Source organism: Aquabacterium sp. A3, from assembly GCF_038069945.1.
Taxonomy (GTDB): Bacteria; Pseudomonadota; Gammaproteobacteria; order Burkholderiales; family Burkholderiaceae_C; genus Aquabacterium.
In genome coordinates this window covers 879,308-898,713 of sequence record NZ_JBBPEV010000001.1, presented here as the reverse complement: position 1 = coordinate 898,713, position 19,406 = coordinate 879,308, and the positions used below count along the sequence as shown (strand labels likewise).

General features: G+C 65.7%; 12 protein-coding genes. 7 read left to right on the top strand and 5 right to left on the bottom strand.

Features of this window, described 5'->3' with window-relative positions:
* Positions 1-15: 15 nt before the first annotated feature.
* Both WNB94_RS03900 and WNB94_RS03895 read right to left on the bottom strand, forming a co-directional pair.
* On the bottom strand, positions 16-459 hold the full coding sequence (locus WNB94_RS03900; protein WP_341388531.1) for an HIT family protein: 444 nt from the start codon (positions 457-459) through the stop codon (positions 16-18).
* Positions 456-4,475, bottom strand: coding sequence for a DUF3683 domain-containing protein (locus WNB94_RS03895; RefSeq protein WP_341388529.1), 4,020 nt, complete (start codon positions 4,473-4,475; stop codon positions 456-458). Before WNB94_RS03895 ends, WNB94_RS03900 begins: the two co-directional genes overlap by 4 nt.
* Before the next feature lie 246 nt (positions 4,476-4,721).
* Here WNB94_RS03895 and ugpQ point away from each other — a divergent pair, with 246 nt between their 5' ends.
* Entirely contained in the window at positions 4,722-5,522 is an 801-nt protein-coding gene (ugpQ, locus tag WNB94_RS03890; protein ID WP_341388528.1) for a glycerophosphodiester phosphodiesterase, read from the top strand.
* Positions 5,523-5,553: 31 nt separating this feature from the next.
* Here the strand turns inward: ugpQ and mpl are convergent, their stop codons facing one another.
* From mpl to thiD, 3 genes are read right to left on the bottom strand one after another with little or no spacing between them, the layout of a single operon-like run.
* Positions 5,554-6,942, bottom strand: a complete 1,389-nt coding sequence (gene mpl, locus WNB94_RS03885; protein WP_341388527.1) for a UDP-N-acetylmuramate:L-alanyl-gamma-D-glutamyl-meso-diaminopimelate ligase — start codon at positions 6,940-6,942, stop codon at positions 5,554-5,556.
* 4 nt (positions 6,943-6,946) lie between these two features.
* Entirely contained in the window at positions 6,947-8,239 is a 1,293-nt protein-coding gene (hemL, locus tag WNB94_RS03880) for a glutamate-1-semialdehyde 2,1-aminomutase (protein WP_341388526.1), read from the bottom strand.
* A 1-nt stretch (position 8,240) separates the two neighbouring features.
* The gene (gene thiD / locus WNB94_RS03875; protein ID WP_341388524.1) at positions 8,241-9,197 is read right to left on the bottom strand and encodes a bifunctional hydroxymethylpyrimidine kinase/phosphomethylpyrimidine kinase; all 957 of its coding nucleotides are present in this window, start codon (positions 9,195-9,197) and stop codon (positions 8,241-8,243) included.
* A 165-nt stretch (positions 9,198-9,362) separates the two neighbouring features.
* Between thiD and WNB94_RS03870 the strand changes: the two genes are divergently transcribed.
* Genes WNB94_RS03870 through WNB94_RS03845 form a run of 6 tightly spaced genes read left to right on the top strand, consistent with a single transcriptional unit; the run spans position 9,363 to position 19,364 of the window.
* Complete coding sequence (locus WNB94_RS03870; RefSeq protein WP_341389937.1) at positions 9,363-9,515, top strand: rubredoxin; 153 nt, start codon at positions 9,363-9,365, stop codon at positions 9,513-9,515.
* Positions 9,516-9,569: 54 nt separating this feature from the next.
* Positions 9,570-9,980: a response regulator gene (locus WNB94_RS03865; RefSeq protein WP_341388523.1), complete on the top strand. Its 411-nt coding sequence runs from the start codon at positions 9,570-9,572 to the stop codon at positions 9,978-9,980.
* A gap of 56 nt (positions 9,981-10,036) precedes the next feature.
* Positions 10,037-10,402 carry a response regulator gene (locus WNB94_RS03860; protein WP_341388522.1) on the top strand — a complete coding sequence of 122 codons (366 nt, stop codon included), beginning with the start codon at positions 10,037-10,039 and terminating at the stop codon, positions 10,400-10,402.
* Positions 10,403-10,412: 10 nt separating this feature from the next.
* On the top strand, positions 10,413-10,958 hold the full coding sequence (locus WNB94_RS03855; RefSeq protein WP_341388521.1) for a chemotaxis protein CheW: 546 nt from the start codon (positions 10,413-10,415) through the stop codon (positions 10,956-10,958).
* A 48-nt stretch (positions 10,959-11,006) separates the two neighbouring features.
* Entirely contained in the window at positions 11,007-13,346 is a 2,340-nt protein-coding gene (locus WNB94_RS03850) for a methyl-accepting chemotaxis protein (protein WP_341388520.1), read from the top strand.
* A gap of 3 nt (positions 13,347-13,349) precedes the next feature.
* Positions 13,350-19,364, top strand: a complete 6,015-nt coding sequence (locus WNB94_RS03845) for a hybrid sensor histidine kinase/response regulator (RefSeq protein WP_341388519.1) — start codon at positions 13,350-13,352, stop codon at positions 19,362-19,364.
* The last annotated feature ends 42 nt before the right edge of the window (positions 19,365-19,406 follow it).

The window sequence follows — 19,406 nt, the reverse complement described above, 5'->3', positions numbered from 1 at the left end:
ACGGCGTGAGCGAGGTCAGCGGGCCTTCACTGCGAAGGCAATGCGCTGATCCAGTTCCTTCAAGGGCAGGGCCAGACGCTGTGCGGCGTCGGGCACCTGCCTTTGTTTTGGTGCCCACACAGGTGCAGGCCACCGGGCATCCCAGTCAAAGCGCGCAATCACGTGCCAGTGCAGGTGCGGCACCACGTTGCCCAGGCTGGCCAGGTTCACCTTGGTGGGTTTGAGGCAATTGCGCAGCACCGTCTCCACCTTGGCCACGGTCTGCATCAGGCGGCTGCGGTCAACGGGGGGCAGATCGGTCCATTCGGCCACGTGCGCATTCCAGATCACTCGGTAAAAGGCCGGGTGGTCAGCGCTTTGTTCATCCCCTGTCGCGCGGATCACGCGCAGCACCTCGTCACGAAAGACGAGGGTGCCGCCATCATGCTCGCACAACTCGCACGCTGCGTGCGCCGTCACACCAGCACCCGTTCGATGCCGCCGTTGTTGGCCCGGTCCACATACTCGCGCATCCAGTTCTTGCCCAGGATCTGGTTGGCCATCTCCACCACGATGTAGTCGGCTTCCAGCAGTCCGTTCTGCGTGTCTTCGCCATAGCGGCTCAAACCCTGCAGGCAGGCCGGGCAGGACGTCAGGATCTTGACGTTGTCCTTCTCGCCCAGCAGGCCCTGACCGCGCAGCGCGGCCTCGCCCTTGCGGATTTCTTCTTCCTTGCGGAAGCGGACCTGGGTAGAGATGTCAGGCCGGTTGACGGCCAGCGTGCCGGCCTCGCCGCAGCAGCGCTCGGACTTGACGACGCCGTCGCCCACCAGGGCCTTGACGGTCTTCATCGGGTCTTGCAGCTTCATGGGCGTGTGGCAGGGGTCGTGGTACAGGAAGGCGCCTTTGCCTTGCAGCGTCACGCCCTTTTCCAGCAGGTACTCGTGGATGTCAATGATGCGGCAGCCCGGGAAGATCTTGTCGAACTGGTAGCCCTGCAGCTGGTCATAGCAGGTGCCGCAGCTGACCACCACCGTCTTGATGTCCAGGTAGTTCAGCGTGTTGGCCACGCGGTGGAACAGCACCCGGTTGTCGGTGATCATCTTCTCGGCCTTGTCGAACTGGCCGGCACCGCGTTGCGGGTAGCCGCAGCACAGGTAGCCCGGTGGCAGCACGGTCTGCACACCGGCGTGCCACAGCATGGCCTGCGTGGCCAGGCCCACCTGGCTGAACAGGCGCTCCGAGCCGCAGCCGGGGAAATAGAACACCGCCTCGGTATCGGCCGTCGTCTGCTTGGGGTCGCGGATGATGGGGACGTAGTCCTTGTCCTCGATGTCCAGCAGCGCGCGCGCCGTTTTCTTGGGCAGGCCGCCCGGCATCTTCTTGTTGATGAAGTGGATGATCTCTTCTTTGAGCGGCGCCTTGCCCACCGTGGCGGGCGGTGCGCTGGTCTGCTTGCGGGCCACCACCTTCATCACGTCGTTGGCCACGCGCTGCAGCGGCATGGCCACGTCCACCAAGGCTGTGCGGATCAGCTTGATGGTTTGCGGGTTGTTGGTGTTGAGCATGGCCATGCCCGCCGCGCCCGCAGGGCGGAAGCTCTTCTTGCCCATTTTGTTGAGCAAGTTGCGCATGTTCATCGACACGTCGCCGAAGTCGATCTTGACCGGGCAGGGCGTCAGGCACTTGTGGCAGACCGTGCAGTGGTCGGCCACGTCCTCGAACTCGGACCAATGCTGGATGGACACGCCACGGCGCGTCTGCTCTTCGTACAGGAAGGCTTCGACCAGCAGCGAGGTGGCCAGGATCTTGTTGCGCGGGCTGTAGAGCAGGTTGGCGCGCGGCACGTGGGTGGCGCACACGGGCTTGCACTTGCCGCAGCGCAGGCAGTCCTTGACCGACGCAGCGATGTCGCCGATGTCCGACTGCTGCATGATCAGCGACTCGTGCCCCATCAGGCCGAACGAAGGCGTGTAGGCCTCGGTCAGGTCGGCGGCGTGCACGTCGTCGCCCAGGGCCTTCAAGGCGGCGCCGCGCAGCAGCTTGCCCTTGTTGAAGCGGCCTTCCGGGTCCACTTTCAGCTTGTAGGCCGTGAAGTTGGCGATCTCTTCGTCGGTCAGGAACTCGAGCTTGGTGATGCCGATGCCGTGTTCGCCCGAGATCACGCCGTCGAGCGACCGCGCCAGCTTCATGATGCGGGCCACGGCTTCGTGCGCCGTCTGCAGCATCTCGTAGTTGTCGCTGTTGACGGGGATGTTGGTGTGCACGTTGCCGTCGCCGGCGTGCATGTGCAGGGCCACCCACACGCGGCCGCGCAGCACCTGCTTGTGGATGCGCTTGAGCTCGTCGATGACGGGGCTGAGTGCCGCGCCGTTGAACACCTTGGCCAGCGGCTCGCGGATCTCCTTCTTCCAGCCGGCGCGGATGGACCACGTCTGCAGCAGGTTGAAAACCGTGTCTCGGCCAGCGGTGACCTCGTCGGGCACGTAGGTGCCGTCCTGGTGCTGGGTGTAGCCCAGGGCCACCAGATCACCGCTGACATCGGTCAGCGGGGTGTCGAGGTGCTGGTACAGGAAGCCCCAGCGGGCGCGCGTCTGGGCCAGCAGGCTTTGAGCAGCCTGCACCTTCTCGGTGAGCTGTTCGTCGCTGGGCAGCTCCGACGGGTCGTCCGCCTTGCCCATGAAGGCGGCGATGGCCGCGTTGCCGCCCTTGAAGAAGGCGTCGAACGCATCCAGCAGGGCCAGCTTGTTGCGCAGGCTCAGCTCGATGTTGATGCGCTCGATGCCCAGGGTGTACTCGCCCATGCGCGGCAGCGGGATCACCACGTCTTCATTCACCTTGAAGGCGTTGGTGTGCTTGGCGATGGCGGCGGTGCGCTTGCGGTCGGCCCAGAACTTCTTGCGAGCATCGGCGCTCACGGCCACGAAGCCTTCGCCATTGCGGCCGTTGGCCAGGCGAATGACCTCGCTGGTGGCGCGGGCCACGCGGTCCTCATCGTCGCCGACGATGTCACCGATGAGGACCATCTTGGGCAGGCCGTTGCCACCGACTGTGCGCTTGCTCTTGGTGGCGTAGCCCACGGCCTTCAGGTAGCGGTCATCCAGGTGCTCCAGGCCGGCCAGGATGGCGCCGCCCGGTTGCGCCATCTCGGCGAACATGAAGTCCTTGATCTCGACGATCGATGGCACGCACAGGGTCGGGTTGCCGAAGAACTCCAGGCACACCGTGCGGGTGTGCTTGGGCATGCGGTGCACCACCCAGCGGCAGCTGGTGATCAGGCCGTCGCAGCCTTCCTTCTGGATGCCGGGCAGGCCCGCCAGGAACTTGTCGGTGACATCTTTCCCCAAGCCTTCCTTGCGGAAGATGCGGCCGGGGATGTCGAGCTTTTCGGTGCGCAGGTGGGTCTTGCCGTCTGCTGCGTAGTAGTGCAGCTCGAAATTGGCCACCTCCACATCGTGGATCTTGCCCAGGTTGTGGTTGATGCGAACCACTTCCAGCCATTCGGCGTTGGGCGTGACCATGCGCCAGCTGGCCAGGTTGTCCAGCGCGGTGCCCCACAGCACGGCCTTCTTGCCGCCGGCGTTCATGGCGACGTTGCCGCCCACGCACGAGGCCTCGGCCGAGGTCGGGTCCACGGCGAACACATAACCCGCGCGCTCGGCCGCATCGGCCACGCGTTGGGTGACCACGCCGGCGCCCGTCCAGACGGTGGGCACCTTATGCTGCACCCCCGGCAGGTCGACCAGCTCGACCTCGGTCATGGCTTCGAGCTTTTCGGTGTTGATCACCGCGCTCTTCCAGGTCAGGGGCACGGCGCCGCCCGTGTAGCCGGTGCCGCCTCCGCGCGGGATGATGGTCAGGCCCAGCTCGACGCAGCCTTTGACCAGGCCGGCCATCTCTTCTTCGGTGTCCGGGGTGAGGACGACGAACGGGTACTCGACGCGCCAGTCGGTGGCGTCGGTCACGTGGGCGACGCGGCTCAGGCCGTCGAACTTGATGTTGTCGGCGCGGGTGACGCGGCCCAGGGCCTCGGCGGCGCGCTTGCGCAGGGCGGCCATCTGGTCGAAGGCTTTGGCAAAGCGGTGCACGGCCTGGCGGGCGGCCTCCAGGAGTTCAGCCACCAGTTTGTCGCGGCTGGCGTCGCTGCTCGGGGTGCGGCGCTTGTCCACTTCAGCCAGTCGGTGATGCAGCGCATCGATCAACTGGGTGCGCCGCTTGGGTGTGTTCAGCAGGTCATCCTGCAGGTACGGATTGCGCTGCACCACCCAGACGTCGCCCAGGACTTCGTACAGCATGCGGGCAGAGCGGCCCGTTTGCCGTTCGGTGCGCAGCAGGCTGAGCACCTCCCAGGCGCGCTGGCCCAGCAATCGCTGAACGATCTCGCGGTCGGAGAACGAGGTGTAGTTGTAGGGAATCTCGCGCAGGCGGGGCTGGCCGTCGGCATGGACGTCGGCGGCCTGGGCGGTCATGTGGGTCAGCTCGGTGGGTGCGTTCATGAGGGCGCCAGTCGCACAAGCACATCGGCTTTGGGGCAGGATCAACGAGAAAAGGCGCCGTCTCCGCAGAGAGACGCCGCTTGGGGGAGACGGTTGTCGCGACTGAGGCGAGATGGTACCGCACCCGCCCCACCCCTTCCTCGGAAAAGGGCTCTTCTGGTGGGCTTGTGTGGGCGTTATTCAATGCGTTGCCTTGCTATGCTGAGCGCCTGAACTAACGCTGAACGAACCGGACTGGTGATCTCGATGTCGGAATGGCCCTATCCCTGCTGGATTGCGCATCGTGGTGCGGGCACCCTCGCGCCTGAAAACACCCTGGCCGCGTTTCGTCTGGGGGCCGACCATGGCTTCGCCATGTTCGAATGTGACGTCAAACTGAGCGCAGATGGCGAGCCCTTCTTGCTGCACGACGATGAGCTGGACCGCACCACCAACGGCCAGGGGGCCGCGCGGGTGCAGAGCTGGGATGCCTTGTCACGCCTTGACGCTGGCAGCTGGCACGGTCGCATCTACGCGGGTGAGTCGCTGCTGCGTCTGGAGGCACTGTCGCGTTGGCTGCAGGCCCTGGGGCTGATGGTGAACCTGGAGCTCAAGCCGGCCATGGGCGAGGAACGCCGAACCGGCCAGGTGGTGGCCCAGCGGGTGGCCCAGTGGTGGCGCGACAGCGAGGTCAAGCCCCTGTTGAGCTCTTTCAGCGTTGAGGCGCTGGAGGCTGCGCGTGACGCTGCCCCCGCCTTGCCGCGCGCGCTGCTGTTGGACCGCTGGCAAATCGATGGGGTTCAGCAGGCGGTTCAACTGGGTTGCGTCGCCATGGTGGTTCACCACAGCTTTCTGGACGCCCGGCGCATCGACGCCATCCACGAGATGGGGCTCAAAGCACTGGCGTACACCGTCAACGAGCTCGATCGGGCCGAGGCCTTGTGGGCCGCTGGACTGGACGGGCTCATCACCGACGAGGTCGAAACGTTCGAGCCTCAGGCTCGTTTGGGCGTGAACCCGGGGCGTTTGCTGGACGTTTCCGCCCTGGTGGCCGACCTGGATGTGTGACGCGCCCGCTGGCCAGCGCGCCCGGGTTGGCTCAGCCCAGTGCGCTCAGCAGCTTGGCATGAATGCCGCCAAACCCGCCGTTGCTCATGCACAGGATGTGGTCGCCAGGGCGGGCCGCTTTGACCACCTTGCTCACCAGGTTGTCGATCGCATCGACCACCACCGCGCGCTCGCCCATTTCGGCCAGCGCGTCGTTGGCATCCCAGCCCAGCCCTCCCGAGTGGCAGAAGGCCAGGTCGGCCTCTTCGAGTGACCAGGGCAGTTGCGCCTTCATCGTGCCCAGTTTCATGGTGTTGGAGCGGGGTTCGAACACCGCCAGGATGCGGGCGTCGGGCCCGATTTTCTGGCGCAAACCGTCCACCGTGGTGCGGATGGCGGTGGGGTGGTGTGCGAAGTCGTCGTACACGGTGATGCCGCGCACCTCGCCTTTGATCTCCATGCGGCGTTTGACGTTGGCAAAACGGCACAGGGCCTCGCAGGCCTGCTGCGGCGACACGCCCACGTGCTCGGCGGCGGCGATGGCGGCCAGGGCATTCATCTGATTGTGCTCACCCAGCAGCGCCCACTCCACACGCCCCACCAGCACGCCGGCCTTCAGCACGTCAAAGGCGTGCGGCTCGCCACGGGCGCGGAAGCCCGGGGTGTCACCGCGCACACCAAAGCGCGCCACATCGCTCCAGCAACCGCGTGTCAGCACGCGCTCCAGGGCCTCTTCGCGGGCGTTGACCACGAGGCGGCCCGAGGCTGGCACCGTGCGCACCAGGTGGTGGAACTGGGTCTCAATCGCCGCCAGGTCGGCAAAGATGTCGGCGTGGTCAAACTCGAGGTTGTTCAGCACCGCCGTGCGGGGGCGGTAGTGGACGAACTTGCTGCGCTTGTCGAAAAACGCGGTGTCGTACTCGTCGGCCTCGATCACGAAGGGGAAACCGCTGGCGGGGCGCGAGGCCCCATCACCTGACGCCTCGGTGCGTCCCAAGCGGGCTGACACGCCAAAGTTCTCGGGCACGCCCCCCACCAGGAAGCCCGGCTCAAGCCCTGCGGCTTCCAGAATCCAGGTCAGCATCGAGGTGGTGGTGGTCTTGCCGTGGGTGCCTGCCACGGCCAGCACATGCCGCCCTCGCAGCACGTGCTCGCTCAGCCATTGCGGGCCGCTGGTGTAAGGCAGGCCGGCATCCAGGATGGCCTCCATCAGCGGGTTACCCCGGCTGACCACGTTGCCGATGACGAAGAGGTCGGGCTTCAGCTCAAGCTGGTCGGCGGTGTAGCCCTCGATCAGGTCGATGCCCAGGGCCCGCAACTGGTCGGACATGGGTGGGTAGACACCCGCATCGCAGCCGGTGACCCGGTGGCCCGCCTCACGGGCCAGAGCCGCGAGGCCCCCCATGAAGGTGCCGCAGATGCCAAGAATGTGGATGTGCATGAGCTCAGAGCTTTCGGAAGGCGTTCGCCGCAGCCGCGAGGGTGTCGGCGATGTCCTGTTCGGTGTGGGCGGCGCTCACGAAGCCGGCTTCGTACATGGCGGGCGCCAGGTACACGCCCTGGTCCAGCATCAGGTGGAAGAAGCGATTGAAGGTGTCCGTGCCCTTGGCCATGACCTGCTGGTAGTTTTGCGGCAGCTCGCCGGCAAAGAAAAAGCCGAACATGCCGCCTTCGCTGTCGGCCGTCAGTGTCACGCCGGCGTCAGCCGCCACGCGCACGAAGCCGTTCATCAGTTGCTGGGTGCGGGCGGCCAGTTGTTCGAAGAAGCCAGGCCGCTGGATCAGCTTGAGCGTGGTCAGGCCACAGGCGGTGGCCACCGGATTGCCCGACAGGGTGCCGGCCTGGTAGACCGGGCCCAGCGGCGCCAGCTTGGACATGACCTCGCGGCTGGACGCGAAGGCCGCCAGCGGCATGCCGCCGCCGATCACCTTGCCGAACACGCTGAGGTCGGGCGCAAAGCCCGGGATCAGCTTGGCATAAAGACCCTGGGCGCTGCCCAGACCCACCCGGAAGCCGCTCATCACCTCGTCAAACACCAGCATGGCGCCGTGCTGCGAACACAGCTCGCGCACCCGCTTCATGAAGGGCACGCTGGCGCGCACGAAGTTCATGTTGCCGGCGATGGGCTCGATCATCACGCAAGCAATGTCGCTGCCCTGGGTGGCAAACGCCTGCTCGATCTGCTCGATGTCGTTGTAGGTCAGCACCAGGGTGTGCTGCACCACCTCGGCCGGCACGCCGGCACTGGTGGGGTGGCCGAAGGTGGCCAGGCCCGAGCCGGCCTTGACCAGCAGGGCGTCGGCGTGGCCGTGGTAGCAGCCCTCGAACTTGATGATCTTGTTGCGGCCCGTGGCGCCCCGCGCCAGGCGGATGGCGCTCATGCCCGCTTCGGTGCCCGAGCTGACCAGGCGCACCTGCTCGGCGCTGGGCACCAGCTTCAGGATTTCTTCGGCCAGTTCGATTTCGCGCTCGGTGGGCGCACCGAACGAGAAGCCGTCCAGGGCCGCTTTCTGCACGGCCTCGACCACCTCGGGGTGGCCGTGTCCCAGGATCATCGGCCCCCAGGAGCCGATGTAGTCGATGTAGCGCTGGCCATCGGCATCCCAGATGTAAGGGCCCTGGGCGCGCTGGATGAAGCGGGGCGTGCCGCCGACGGCCTTGAAGGCGCGCACGGGCGAGTTCACACCGCCCGGGATGACGCGCTGGGCGCGCTCGAACAGCTGATCGTTGCGGGACATGTCAGTGGATGTGTCGGGTGGGGGTGGGCGGATGTTTGCCGTCGGCAGGATGGCCATCGTCGGTGTCCGCTTCGGCCGGGGCGGCCTCGCCATCGGCTTCGCCAGGTGGCAGCGCCCAAAAGAAGCGGTCGGGCACCACACTGCCCATGCCCGGGCGGAAGCCCGCATCCAGGGATTGATCCAGGAAGCTCAGGGCTTCGGACACGGCTGCGTCAAGCGGGGTGCCGCTGGACAGTGTGGCCGCCAGTGCAGCGGACAGGGTGTCGCCGGCGCCCACAAAAGCGGCCTCGAAGCGCTCGAACCGTTCTCCGGCAATGGCACCTTCTGGCGACGCCAGCACGTTGTCGATGAACTGGTCTGGCAGGTGGATGCCCGTCACGAACACATAGCTGGCGCCATGCTCTGCCGCGGCCACGGCCAACTCGCGCGCCGAGGGTTGGCGCTCGGCATCCCACTCGGGCAGCAGGAAATCGGTGAGTGTCTTGTGGTTGCCCGACAACACCAGCGTGCCCGGAAGGATCAATTCACGGAAGGCGTCCAGGTAGGCCATCTGCTCGTCGTCGTTCAGCCACGACAGGCTGGGCAGGTGGGCCACCAGGGGGATGTCGGCGTAATCCGAGACGATTTCTGCGACGGCGCTGATCACATCGGCGCTGCCCAGAAAGCCCAGCTTCCAGGCCATCGGGCTGGCGTCTTCCAGGACGGCGCGGGCCTGCTCGACCACGAGGTCCGGGTCTAGCGCCTGGGACTCGAACACCTCGGCGGTATCGCGCACGATCACCCCGGTGCACACGGGCAGGGCATGCGCGCCCATGGCTGAGATGGTGGCGATGTCTGCGCCCAGCCCGGCCGCGCCGGTGGGTTCACTGGCGTTGAAGCACAGCACGCAGGCGGGGGCGCCGCCGTCCTGCTCGGTGGCGGCGGATGCGTCGTCTGGTGCGGAGTGGAGTTCTGTCATGCGCAGTGGCCTTGCGGGCCTTCAGTGAATGACCCATGCGGGTCGATCTAGGGGGTAACCTTGCCCACAAACCCTTGCATTTGGGCAGATGAGGGCTGGCTACAATGGATTCATTGCATTGTATTCAAGCCGGTTCGAGACAAGGTGAGCGATTTGAAGACTTGGATGTGTCTGATTTGCGGGTGGATTTACGATGAGGCTGCGGGTTTGCCCGAGGAGGGCATCCCGGCCGGGACCCGGTGGGAAGATGTGCCCATGAACTGGGTCTGTCCTGAATGTGGCGCACGCAAGGACGATTTCGAGATGGTGCCCGTTTGAACGGGTGCCCGCCCATGAACCGGCGTGAACGCCGCCACGAGGAGGACTCTGTCCGTGTCAGAAGCCGTACAAGTTGACGCTGAAGGTGCCGTGCAGGCGGTCACGAAGGTGCTCGTGATCGACGACAGCAACACCATCCGCCGCAGCGCCGAGATATTCCTGAAGCAGGGTGGCTACGACGTGGTGTTGGCCGAAGATGGCTTCGATGCGCTGTCGAAGGTCAATGACCATGCCCCGCACATCATCTTTTGCGACATCCTCATGCCGCGACTGGACGGTTACCAGACCTGCGCCATCATCAAGCGCAACCCGCGTTTTGCGCGCACGCCGGTGATCATGCTGTCGTCCAAGGACGGTTTGTTCGACAAGGCCCGCGGACGCATGGTGGGCTCTCAGGATTACCTGACCAAGCCCTTCACCAAAGATCAGTTGTTGCAGGCCGTGGCTCAGCACGCGCTTGCGTGAGTTGCGACGCCTCGTGCGCTCCCCCCTGGGTGAGCGCCAAGTTATGTGAGTCAGCCATGCCCATTCACAAGATATTGCTCGTTGACGACTCCAAAACCGAACTGCACGTTCTGTCGGAGTTGCTGACCAAAAAAGGATTCCAGGTCCGAACCGCCGAAAATGGCGAAGAGGCTTTGCGCCGCCTGCAGGAAGAGACACCGGACTTGATCCTCATGGATGTCGTGATGCCTGGGCAAAACGGTTTCCAGTTGACCCGAACCATCACGCGCGATCCGCGATTCACCAATGTGCCGGTGATCATCTGCACCAGCAAGAACCAGGAGACAGACCGCGTCTGGGGCATGCGCCAGGGGGCCCGCGACTACGTGGTCAAGCCCGTCAACCCTGACGAACTGCTCTCCAAGATCAAGGCCTTCGGCTGAGCGCACCACCATGGCAAACAAGGAAGCGCTGAAAGCCCTCCAGGAGCGACTGGCGCAACGCCTGCAAGATGCGCGGCAACAGGCGCCGGCGCGGAGCTGGCTGGCCGTCGACATCGCCGGACAGGGGTTTTTGTTGCCCCTCGATCAGGCCGGCGAGATTTTTTCCCCGGGCGCCTTGCAAAACGTGCCTCACAGTCAGCCGTGGTTTCTGGGTGTGGCCAACCTGCGGGGGCAACTTCACGGGGTGGTGGACCTGGCCCGTTTCCTGTCCATGCCGCGGGCGGTGCCTGCGGGGGCTCAGTTGTCCGAAGGCGTTCGTGACGCATCGCGGCTGGTGGCCTTCAACGCGGCCCTTCAGGTCAATGCCGCCCTGTGGGTGGACCGCTTGATGGGCTTGCGCAACGCCTCGGCGCTGCAGTTGATGCCCCCGGTTGCCGGTGAAGGCAAGCCTGCTTTTGTGGGGCAGTGTATGCGTGACGAGCAAGGCCGCAGCTGGTATGAGTTGAATCTGGCCGCCCTGGCGGCCGATGAGTCTTTTCTGAAAATCGATGCGTGATCGGACCGGTCGGTTCCGACGCGCACAACCGTCTGTTTGGAGTGGGACATGAGCTTCCTGAGTCGCATCAAGGAACTGGGTAAAAAGCACGACGACGACGAAGTGCAACCCGAGGCGCTGAGCACCGAAGGCCTGGTCACGGTCAACGGGCCACAGGCGGTTGACACCCAGACCCAGGCTGGCAGCTCGACCCTGCAGTCGCCAACGACCACGGCGTCTCACAGCGAATCGATCATCTCGGAATCGGCCCCGTCCGAGTTCCCGCCCGACTACCTCGATGCGCGCAACGAGATGCCCGGGGATGTCACCCTCTCGGAGCCCCGCACCGGCCTGCCCCTGATCGGCCACCTCCGGCTGGATCGGCAGCAGCGCACGCTGGCGACCCTGGTGGGCGTGGGGGTGCTGGGCCTGGTGCTGGGGGCGTTTCTCTCGGTCAACGCCGCCGACCGTCGTGCCGCGCAGGCCGGTGCCACCGGTCAGGCGCTGATGCAGTCGCAGCGACTGGCCAAATCGGTGTCGCAGGCCTTGATCGGTCGCGAACAGGCCTTCCAGGAGGTGCAGGAAAGCTCGTCGGTGCTGGCCAGCAACGTTCGCGGCCTGTCGCAGGGTGATCGCGAGATGGGCATCGCCAAGCTGGGTGCCGAGGCTTCAGAGGCCCTGGCGCCCTTGCTGCCCCTGGTTGACCGCGCCGAAAAGAACGCCAAGTTCGTGCTGGAGCAAAAGCAGACGCTGACCCAGGTGAGCGCGGCCCTGCGCGAAGTGAACACCCAGTCCTCCGAGTTGCTGGACCTGGCCGAAGGCATCGCCACCTCGCGCATCGAAAGCGGCGCGCTGACGGCGGCTGAGGCCTCGGCATTGAATCAGCTTGTGATGCTCACGCAGCGCATCGGCAAATCAGCCAACGAGTTCCTGACCGTGGAAGGCGTGTCCACCGAGGCCGTGTTCTTGCTGGGCAAAGACCTCAATGCCTTCAAGGAACTGGCCGAGGGCTTGCTCAACGGCAACGCCGACCTGGGCTTGTCGCCTGCCCGCAATCCGGACATCAAGGCCCAGTTGGATGACCTGCTGAAGATTTTTGAAGACACCCGCGCGCAGTCGTCGTTCATTCTGGGCTCCTTGCAGGGGCTGGTGGCGGCCCGCGACGCCCAGGTGGCGGTGATCGATGACAGCGAACCACTGCGCAAGGGCCTGGAGACGGTGCAGCAACGCCTGGCCGATGGTGCTGGCATCGGTGGCCTGAACGTGGCCATCATCTTGGTGTTCCTGCTGCTCACCGCCGGTGCCTCTTACGGTCTGCTGCGGGTCTTCCTGACGGACCAACGGCACCGCGCCCAGGTGGCCGAGTTCCAGCGTCAGGAAGCCGAACGCCAGGAGCGTGAGGCCAAGCGCGTGAACGACGCCAACCAGGCGGCCATTCTGCGCCTCATGAACGAACTGCAGATGGTGGCTGAAGGTGACTTGACCCAACAGGCCACCGTGACCGAAGACATCACCGGCGCCATCGCCGACTCGGTGAACTTCACCGTGGAAGAGCTGCGTACCCTGGTGGCCCAGGTGCAAAGCACGGTGTCCCGGGTGACGGACACGACAGGGCAGGTGGAATCCACCTCGACCGAACTGCTGGCCGCGTCTGACGAACAACTGCGCGAGATCCGCGAAACGGGCGAGTCGGTGCTGCGCATGGCCGGCCGAATCAACGACGTGTCCGGTCAGGCCCAGGAATCGGCCGAGGTGGCCCGTCAATCGCTGAGCGCGGCCGATCAGGGCCTGAAGGCGGTGCAGGATGCCATCGGCGGCATGAACACCATCCGCGAGCAGATCCAGGAAACCTCCAAGCGCATCAAGCGGCTGGGCGAATCGTCACAAGAGATCGGCGAAATCACCGAGCTGATTTCCGACATCACCGAGCAGACCAACGTGCTGGCCTTGAACGCCGCCATCCAGGCCGCATCCGCTGGTGAAGCAGGCCGGGGCTTCTCGGTGGTGGCCGAAGAAGTTCAGCGACTGGCCGAACGCTCGGCCGACGCCACCCGCGAGATCGCGGCGCTGGTGCGCACCATTCAGACCGACACCCAGGATGCCGTGGCCGCCATGGAGCGCTCCACGCAAGGGGTGGTGGAAGGGGCCCGCCTGTCTGACGCGGCGGGTACAGCCCTGAACGACATCGACCGCGTGTCTCGCCGACTGGCCGAACTGATTGAAGAAATTTCGTCGCAGGCGCTCAAGGAAGCCGAAAGCGCCAACGTGGTGGTCTCCAACATCCAGCACATCTTTGCCGTGACGGAACAGACCGGTGAGGGCACGCGCTCGACCACGCAGTTGGTGCGAGAGTTGTCCAAGACCGCCCAGGAATTGCAACAGTCGGTGGCCCGATTCAAGATTGCCTGATCCATGGACAGCCTGCACCAAGACCCCGCAGCCCCGTCGGCCGACGACCTCAGCGCCCTGGCCTGGGTGCAAGAGGAACTGCGCCGCTCGCTGGACGCCACCCACAAGGCCCTTCAGCGCTGTCTGAAGGATTTGACGGCCACCCAGGTGTCCGATCTGGATGCCCTCGATCCGTCCGTGCTGCGCACGGCCCGCCAGCAACTGCATCAAAGTGCCGGTGCGCTGGAGTTGGCCGGGCTGACGGCGGGCGCCACCTTGTTGCGCGCCAGCGAAAGCCTGGTGCAGAAGTGGGTGTCTCGCCCGCAGTCCATGGATGCTGCGGCCGTGCACGACATCGAGCGGGCGTCTTTCGCCCTGATGGACTACATCGGCCGCAAGCTGGCGGGCAAGGCCGTCACGGCCGTGGCCTTGTTCCCCCAGTACGAGGCGTTGATGAATCGCCTGGGGCAGGGGCTGCCCCGTCCGTCCGACCTTTGGAGCCAGGACTGGCCCACGCTGTCCCTGGAGTCCGTGCTGGCGCCACCCGATACGGTGGCCGCCAGGGCGCCCGATGCCATCACGATCGACGACTTTGAGCGCGATCTGCTGAGCCTGCTCAAACGCAATCAGCCTCAGGATGCAGACAATCTGGCTGCCCTGTGCGGTGCGCTGGCCAAAGACGCCGATGGGCGCCGCGCACACCGTGAGTGCGCCACCTGGATGCTCGCGGCCGGGTTCCTGGAGGGGTTGGCTCAACGTCAGGTGCCCCTGGGCGTGCACGCCAAGCGGGTGTTGTCGTCCTTGCTGAGTCAGTTGCGGCAATTGGCGCGGGGGCAGGGCGGCCCATCTGACCGTTTGGCCAACGAGTTGCTGTTCTTTTGCGCGCAGGCGGCCAGCTCGCCGGACGAGGCCCCGGACTCCATCCTGGCCAAGGTGCGTCAGACCTTCGGGCTCGCGCGCCACCGTCCCGTCGATCTGTCCCAATCTGCGCTGGGCCGACACGATCCCGGCGTCATCCAGCAAGCCATCAAGCGCGTCGCGGGTGCCAAGGAGGGGTGGTCCGCTGTGTGCGCTGGCGAACTGCTGCGCATCGGTGGCTTGAACGAACAGTTCAGTCTCGTGGGTGACTCGCTGCAGCGTCTCTACCCTGATGGCGTGGTGCTGGCAGACAGTCTGGCGGGGGCGGTCACACAGACGGTGGCGTCTGCCAAAGCGCCAGACACCACCCTGGCCATGGAGGTGGCCACCGCCATCTTGTACCTGGAGGCCAGCCTCGAAGACGGCGAGTTCGACCACCCTGAACAGCAGGCACGTGTTCGGCGCCTGGCCGAGCGCATCACCCAGGCCCGATCGGGCGCCGATGCAGCGCCCCTGGAAGGCTGGATGGAAGACCTCTACCGCCGGGTGTCTGATCGCCAGACCATCGGCAGTGTGGTGCAGGAGTTGCGCAGCAGCCTGTCCGACTGCGAAAAACAGATCGACCAGTTCTTCCGTGACCCCGGCGACCGCTCACCCCTGGTGCCGGTGCCGGCGCAACTGCAAAGCATGCGTGGCGTGCTGGCGGTGTTGGGCCTGGACATGGCCGAGCATGCGGCCGTGCGCATGCGTGAAGATGTGGACCATCTGCTGCGGGACGACCTTGACGTGGACGCCGCCGGGCAGGCAGGCGTGTTCGACCGACTGGCCAACAACCTGGGCGCCTTGGGGTTCCTGGTGGACATGATGGGCGTGCAGCCCGCATTGACCCGACACCTCTTCACGTTTGACAGCGCCTCGGGCCTGTTGTCGCCATTGATGGGGCGCGAAAAAAAAGGCCGCCCAGTCAGCCTTGACGACCCTGTCGAGGCGGCGGTTCAGCATGTGCACGCGGTCAACCTCAACGAGGCACAGGCCGTGGCCGAAGACCTCTCTCAGGCACTGCAGCAAGATGCGCCGGCCGAACTGCTGGGGCAAGAACTGCAGCGACTGGCCGACACCGAGCTGGTGCAGGATCAGCCCGAGTTGGCCGGGGTCCTGACCCAGGCGCAGGAGACCTTGACGGCGGGAGACGACCCCGAGGCCATGGCGCAGGCCCGCGAGCAGATTGAACAGGTGATCGCCGGCATCACGGCAGAGCCCGAAGCCGAGCCCGAGCCTGAGGCGCCGGTATTGGCCCCCTTGGTGCCCGAGGCGCCTGAACCGGCGCAGCCCACCGGCCTGGAAGACGACCATGAGATGCGGTCCATCTTCCTGGAGGAGGCGCACGAGGTGCTGCACGATGCGCATGGGGTGCTGTCACAGCTGCAGGCCGCGCCCGATGACCTGGCCGCCATGACGGCCATCCGACGAGCGTTCCACACCCTCAAAGGCAGTTCCCGCATGGTGGGCCTGAGCGCTTATGGCGAAGCCGCCTGGGCGTGTGAGCAGCTCTACAACGCCACGTTGGCGGCGCAAGACCCTGCATCGCCTGATTTGCTGGCCCTGACGGTCGACCTCTTGGGCGCCTTCTCGGCGTGGACGGCCGACATCGCAGCCGGCCAGCCAGGTGACTGGCGTTCAGTGCCCGTCACGGAGGCCGCCAACGCCTTGCGAGAACGAGGGGAGCGGCTGCCCTTGGGGGAGTCCTGGCCGGTGACTCCGTCGGCGGAGGCTGAAGCTCCGACGACAGAGGCACCGGTTGACGCCTTGCCGACCGCGATTGAAGTGGCCCCAGTGGCCCCAGTTGAGCCTGAGGACCAGCCCGTGGACCAGCCTGAGGACCAGCCCGTGGACCTGGTGTTGGACCTCAAGGAGCTGGGCGGTGAGCCTGAACCGGCGCCCGACGAGGATGGCCCTCAAACAGAGGCCGCCGAGCTGCTGGAGGTTTTGCCCGAGCATGAGCGCATCGTGCTGGCACTTGAGCCTGAACCTGAGCCCGAGCCTCAAGACGAGCCCGAAACCGTACCAGAGCCCGAAACCGAACCCGAACCGCTGGATGAGCAGGTGAAGGTGATCGGCGATCTGCGCATCAGCATTCCTTTGTTCAACATCTACCTCAACGAGGCAGATGAACAATCGCGTCGCCTGTGCACCGCCCTGAGCGAGTGGTCTGTGGAGCCTCACCAGCCCGTGTCTGACGAGATGGTGGCCCTGGCCCACTCCTTGGCGGGCAACTCTGCCACGGTCGGCTACACCGACCTGTCGCAACTGGCGCGCCTGCTGGAGCACACCTTGTCGCATTGCCAGCCCCTGGGGCAGGTGCTGCCTGACGAGTTGGCGCTGTTCAATGAGGCTGCTGAAGAGGTGCGCCGCTTGCTGCACCAGTTTGCAGCCGGTTTCCTCAAATCGGCCCCCGAAGACCTGCTGACCCGCCTGAGCGAGGCCAATCAGGCCGCCGCGCGCCGGATCGAGGCCCAAAGCCTGGCGGCCCAGCCCACCGACGATGTCGAGCCGCCTTCGGTTCAGCGCGGGCACCTGTCGCTGGTGCATGACGCCCAGGCCCTGCCGGCCGACGACCTTGATCAGGCCATGGCGCCGGTCGAGCCTCCCCGGCCCTTGTCGGCCCTGTTGCCTTCGGCGCAGTGGGACGATGACAGTGACATCGATGCCCAGGATGCGGTTGACCAGGACCTCTTCCCCATTTTCGAGGAAGAGGCTCAGGAGCTTTTGCCTCAACTGGCCGTGCAGGCGCGGCAGTGGCTGGACATGCCCGACCATCCTGCGGCCGCCACGGCGTGCATGCGCACGTTGCACACCTTCAAGGGTGGCGCGCGCCTGGCCGGCGCCATGCGCCTGGGTGAGATGGCCCACCGCATGGAGTCTGCCATCGAGCGCTTGCTGGCGCAGCCCGAAGTTCTGGCCGATGACCTGGCGCCCCTCGAGACCCGTGTGGATCAACTGATCGAGGTGTTCGAGGCCTTGCGCCGTCAACAGGCGGAGTTGGCCAGCGCGCCTGTGGCCACGCCGGCAGCGCCCGAGCTGTCGCCTGAGGAGATGTCGGCATCGTTGCCTGACGTGCAGCAGCACCCTGTTGATGGATTCTCGGCGGTCGAGGTCATCGATGGCACGGTGCCGACAGGCCCCGAGTCCGGCCCCGAGTCAGGCGCTGATGCCGGTCACACCGTGCCGTGGGCTCGGTATGAAGCCCCGGTGACCGATGGGGCCGTGGCCTTGTCGTCTGCCCATAAAGAGCCCGCGGTGGCGCAGGCTGCCGTGCGGGTGCGCCCCCAGCTGCTGGACCGCCTCGTGAACCACGCCGGTGAGGTGGCGATCACGCGCACACGACTGCAGTCCCAGGTCGAGCACATCCGTGGTTCGCTCACGGACCTGACCGATAACCTGGATCGTCTGCGGCACCACCTGCGCGACATCGAGTTGCAGGCAGAAACCGAAATGAGCACGAAGATGGAAGCCGCTCGTGCTGCGCGCCAGGATTTTGACCCACTGGAGTTCGACCGCTATACCCGGTTCCAGGAGCTCACCCGCATGATGGCCGAGTCGGTCAACGACGTGGCCACCGTGCAGCGAACGCTGCAGCGCAACCTGGAAACGGCCGAAGACCAACTCGCGGCGCAAGCGCGGCTCACGCGTGACCTGCAAGACGATCTGTTGCGCACCCGCATGGTCGAGTTCGAGAGCCTGTCGGATCGCCTGTACCGTGTGGTGCGCCTGGCGGGCAAGGAAACCGGCAAGCAGGTTCGGCTGGACATCGTGGGCGGCAACACCGAGATCGACCGCGGCGTGCTGGAGCGCATGGTCGGGGCCTTCGAGCACCTGCTGCGCAACTGCGTCACGCACGGCATCGAGCTGCCAGACGCTCGTCAGGCCGCGGGCAAGGACGCCAGCGGCCAGATCACGGTCACCTTGCGCCAGGAGGGCAACGAGGTCGGCATCGAAGTGCGCGACGATGGCGCGGGGCTTGATTTGCTGCGCATCCGTGAGCGCGCACAACGATTGGGCCTGCTGGCCCCGGGCAGCGTGCCCTCAGACCGCGAGTTGATGCAGTTCATCTTCACGCCCGGGTTTTCGACGGCCGAGCAGGTCACGGAGCTGGCCGGTCGGGGCATTGGCATGGACGTGGTGCGCTCAGAGGTCAATGCCATGGGTGGACGCATCGAGACCCAGACGTCGATCGGCGAAGGCACCTGTTTCACCCTGATCCTGCCGCTGACCACGGCGGTCACCAAGGTCGTGATGCTGCGATGTGGTGGCGTCAACCTGGCCGTGCCCACCCATCTCATCGAGATCGTGCGACGGGCCAGACCGGCCGAGGTCGAGCAGGCCTATCGTCAGGGCTGGATGCCATTCGGTGATCAGCAGTTGCCGTTCCATTGGGTGGGGGCCTTGCTGGACCACAGCCCCTTGGGCCTGGAGTCGGGGCGCAGCTTGCCCGTGGTCATCGTGCGCTCGGCGCAGCAACGCATCGCCATGCACGTCGACGAAGTCCTGGGCAACCAGGAAGTCGTGGTCAAGAACCTGGGGCCGCAGTTGTCGCGCATGCCAGGCCTGGCCGGCATGACCTTGCTGGCGTCCGGGGCGGTGGCGCTCATCTACAACCCGGTGGCCCTGGCCACGGTGTATGGCGAGGCCTCGCGCGCGGCCACCTCGCTGGCCTTGCAGGCCCAAGGGGATGCATCGTGGCTGTCGCCCGGCATGGCTTCAGCGGTGGTGGCCGACCCCCATGAAGCCGCGGCATCCAAGGTGCCTGCGGTGCTGGTGGTGGATGATTCGCTGACAGTGCGCAAGGTCACTCAGCGCTTGCTGGTGCGTGAGGGCTATCGCGTGGTGCTCGCCAAGGATGGCCTGGAAGCCCTGGAGTGGCTGGCCAAAGAGGTGCCGGCACTGGTGCTGTCCGACATCGAAATGCCCCGCATGGATGGCTTCGATCTGGTCCGCAATGTGCGTGCCGATGCGCGATTGGCCGGCCTGCCGGTGATCATGATCACCTCACGCATTGCCCAGAAGCACCGAGACTACGCGCAGCAACTGGGCGTGAACCACTACCTGGGCAAGCCCTACAGCGAAGAAGAGCTGCTGGCCCTGGTGGCGCGCTACGCGGCGGTGAACGCGTCCACGACCTGATTCCATGGCCCAGCAGCAGTCCCGCGCCCACTCGCCGCTCCC

Coding starts and splice junctions, on each gene's coding strand:
- WNB94_RS03895 (WP_341388529.1), bottom strand. CDS start 4,475: ATGAACGCACCCACCGAGCTGACCCACATGACCGCCCAGGCCGCCGAC.
- ugpQ (WP_341388528.1), top strand. CDS start 4,722: ATGTCGGAATGGCCCTATCCCTGCTGGATTGCGCATCGTGGTGCGGGC.
- mpl (WP_341388527.1), bottom strand. CDS start 6,942: ATGCACATCCACATTCTTGGCATCTGCGGCACCTTCATGGGGGGCCTC.
- hemL (WP_341388526.1), bottom strand. CDS start 8,239: ATGTCCCGCAACGATCAGCTGTTCGAGCGCGCCCAGCGCGTCATCCCG.
- thiD (WP_341388524.1), bottom strand. CDS start 9,197: ATGACAGAACTCCACTCCGCACCAGACGACGCATCCGCCGCCACCGAG.
- WNB94_RS03870 (WP_341389937.1), top strand. CDS start 9,363: ATGTGTCTGATTTGCGGGTGGATTTACGATGAGGCTGCGGGTTTGCCC.
- WNB94_RS03860 (WP_341388522.1), top strand. CDS start 10,037: ATGCCCATTCACAAGATATTGCTCGTTGACGACTCCAAAACCGAACTG.
- WNB94_RS03855 (WP_341388521.1), top strand. CDS start 10,413: ATGGCAAACAAGGAAGCGCTGAAAGCCCTCCAGGAGCGACTGGCGCAA.
- WNB94_RS03850 (WP_341388520.1), top strand. CDS start 11,007: ATGAGCTTCCTGAGTCGCATCAAGGAACTGGGTAAAAAGCACGACGAC.
- WNB94_RS03845 (WP_341388519.1), top strand. CDS start 13,350: ATGGACAGCCTGCACCAAGACCCCGCAGCCCCGTCGGCCGACGACCTC.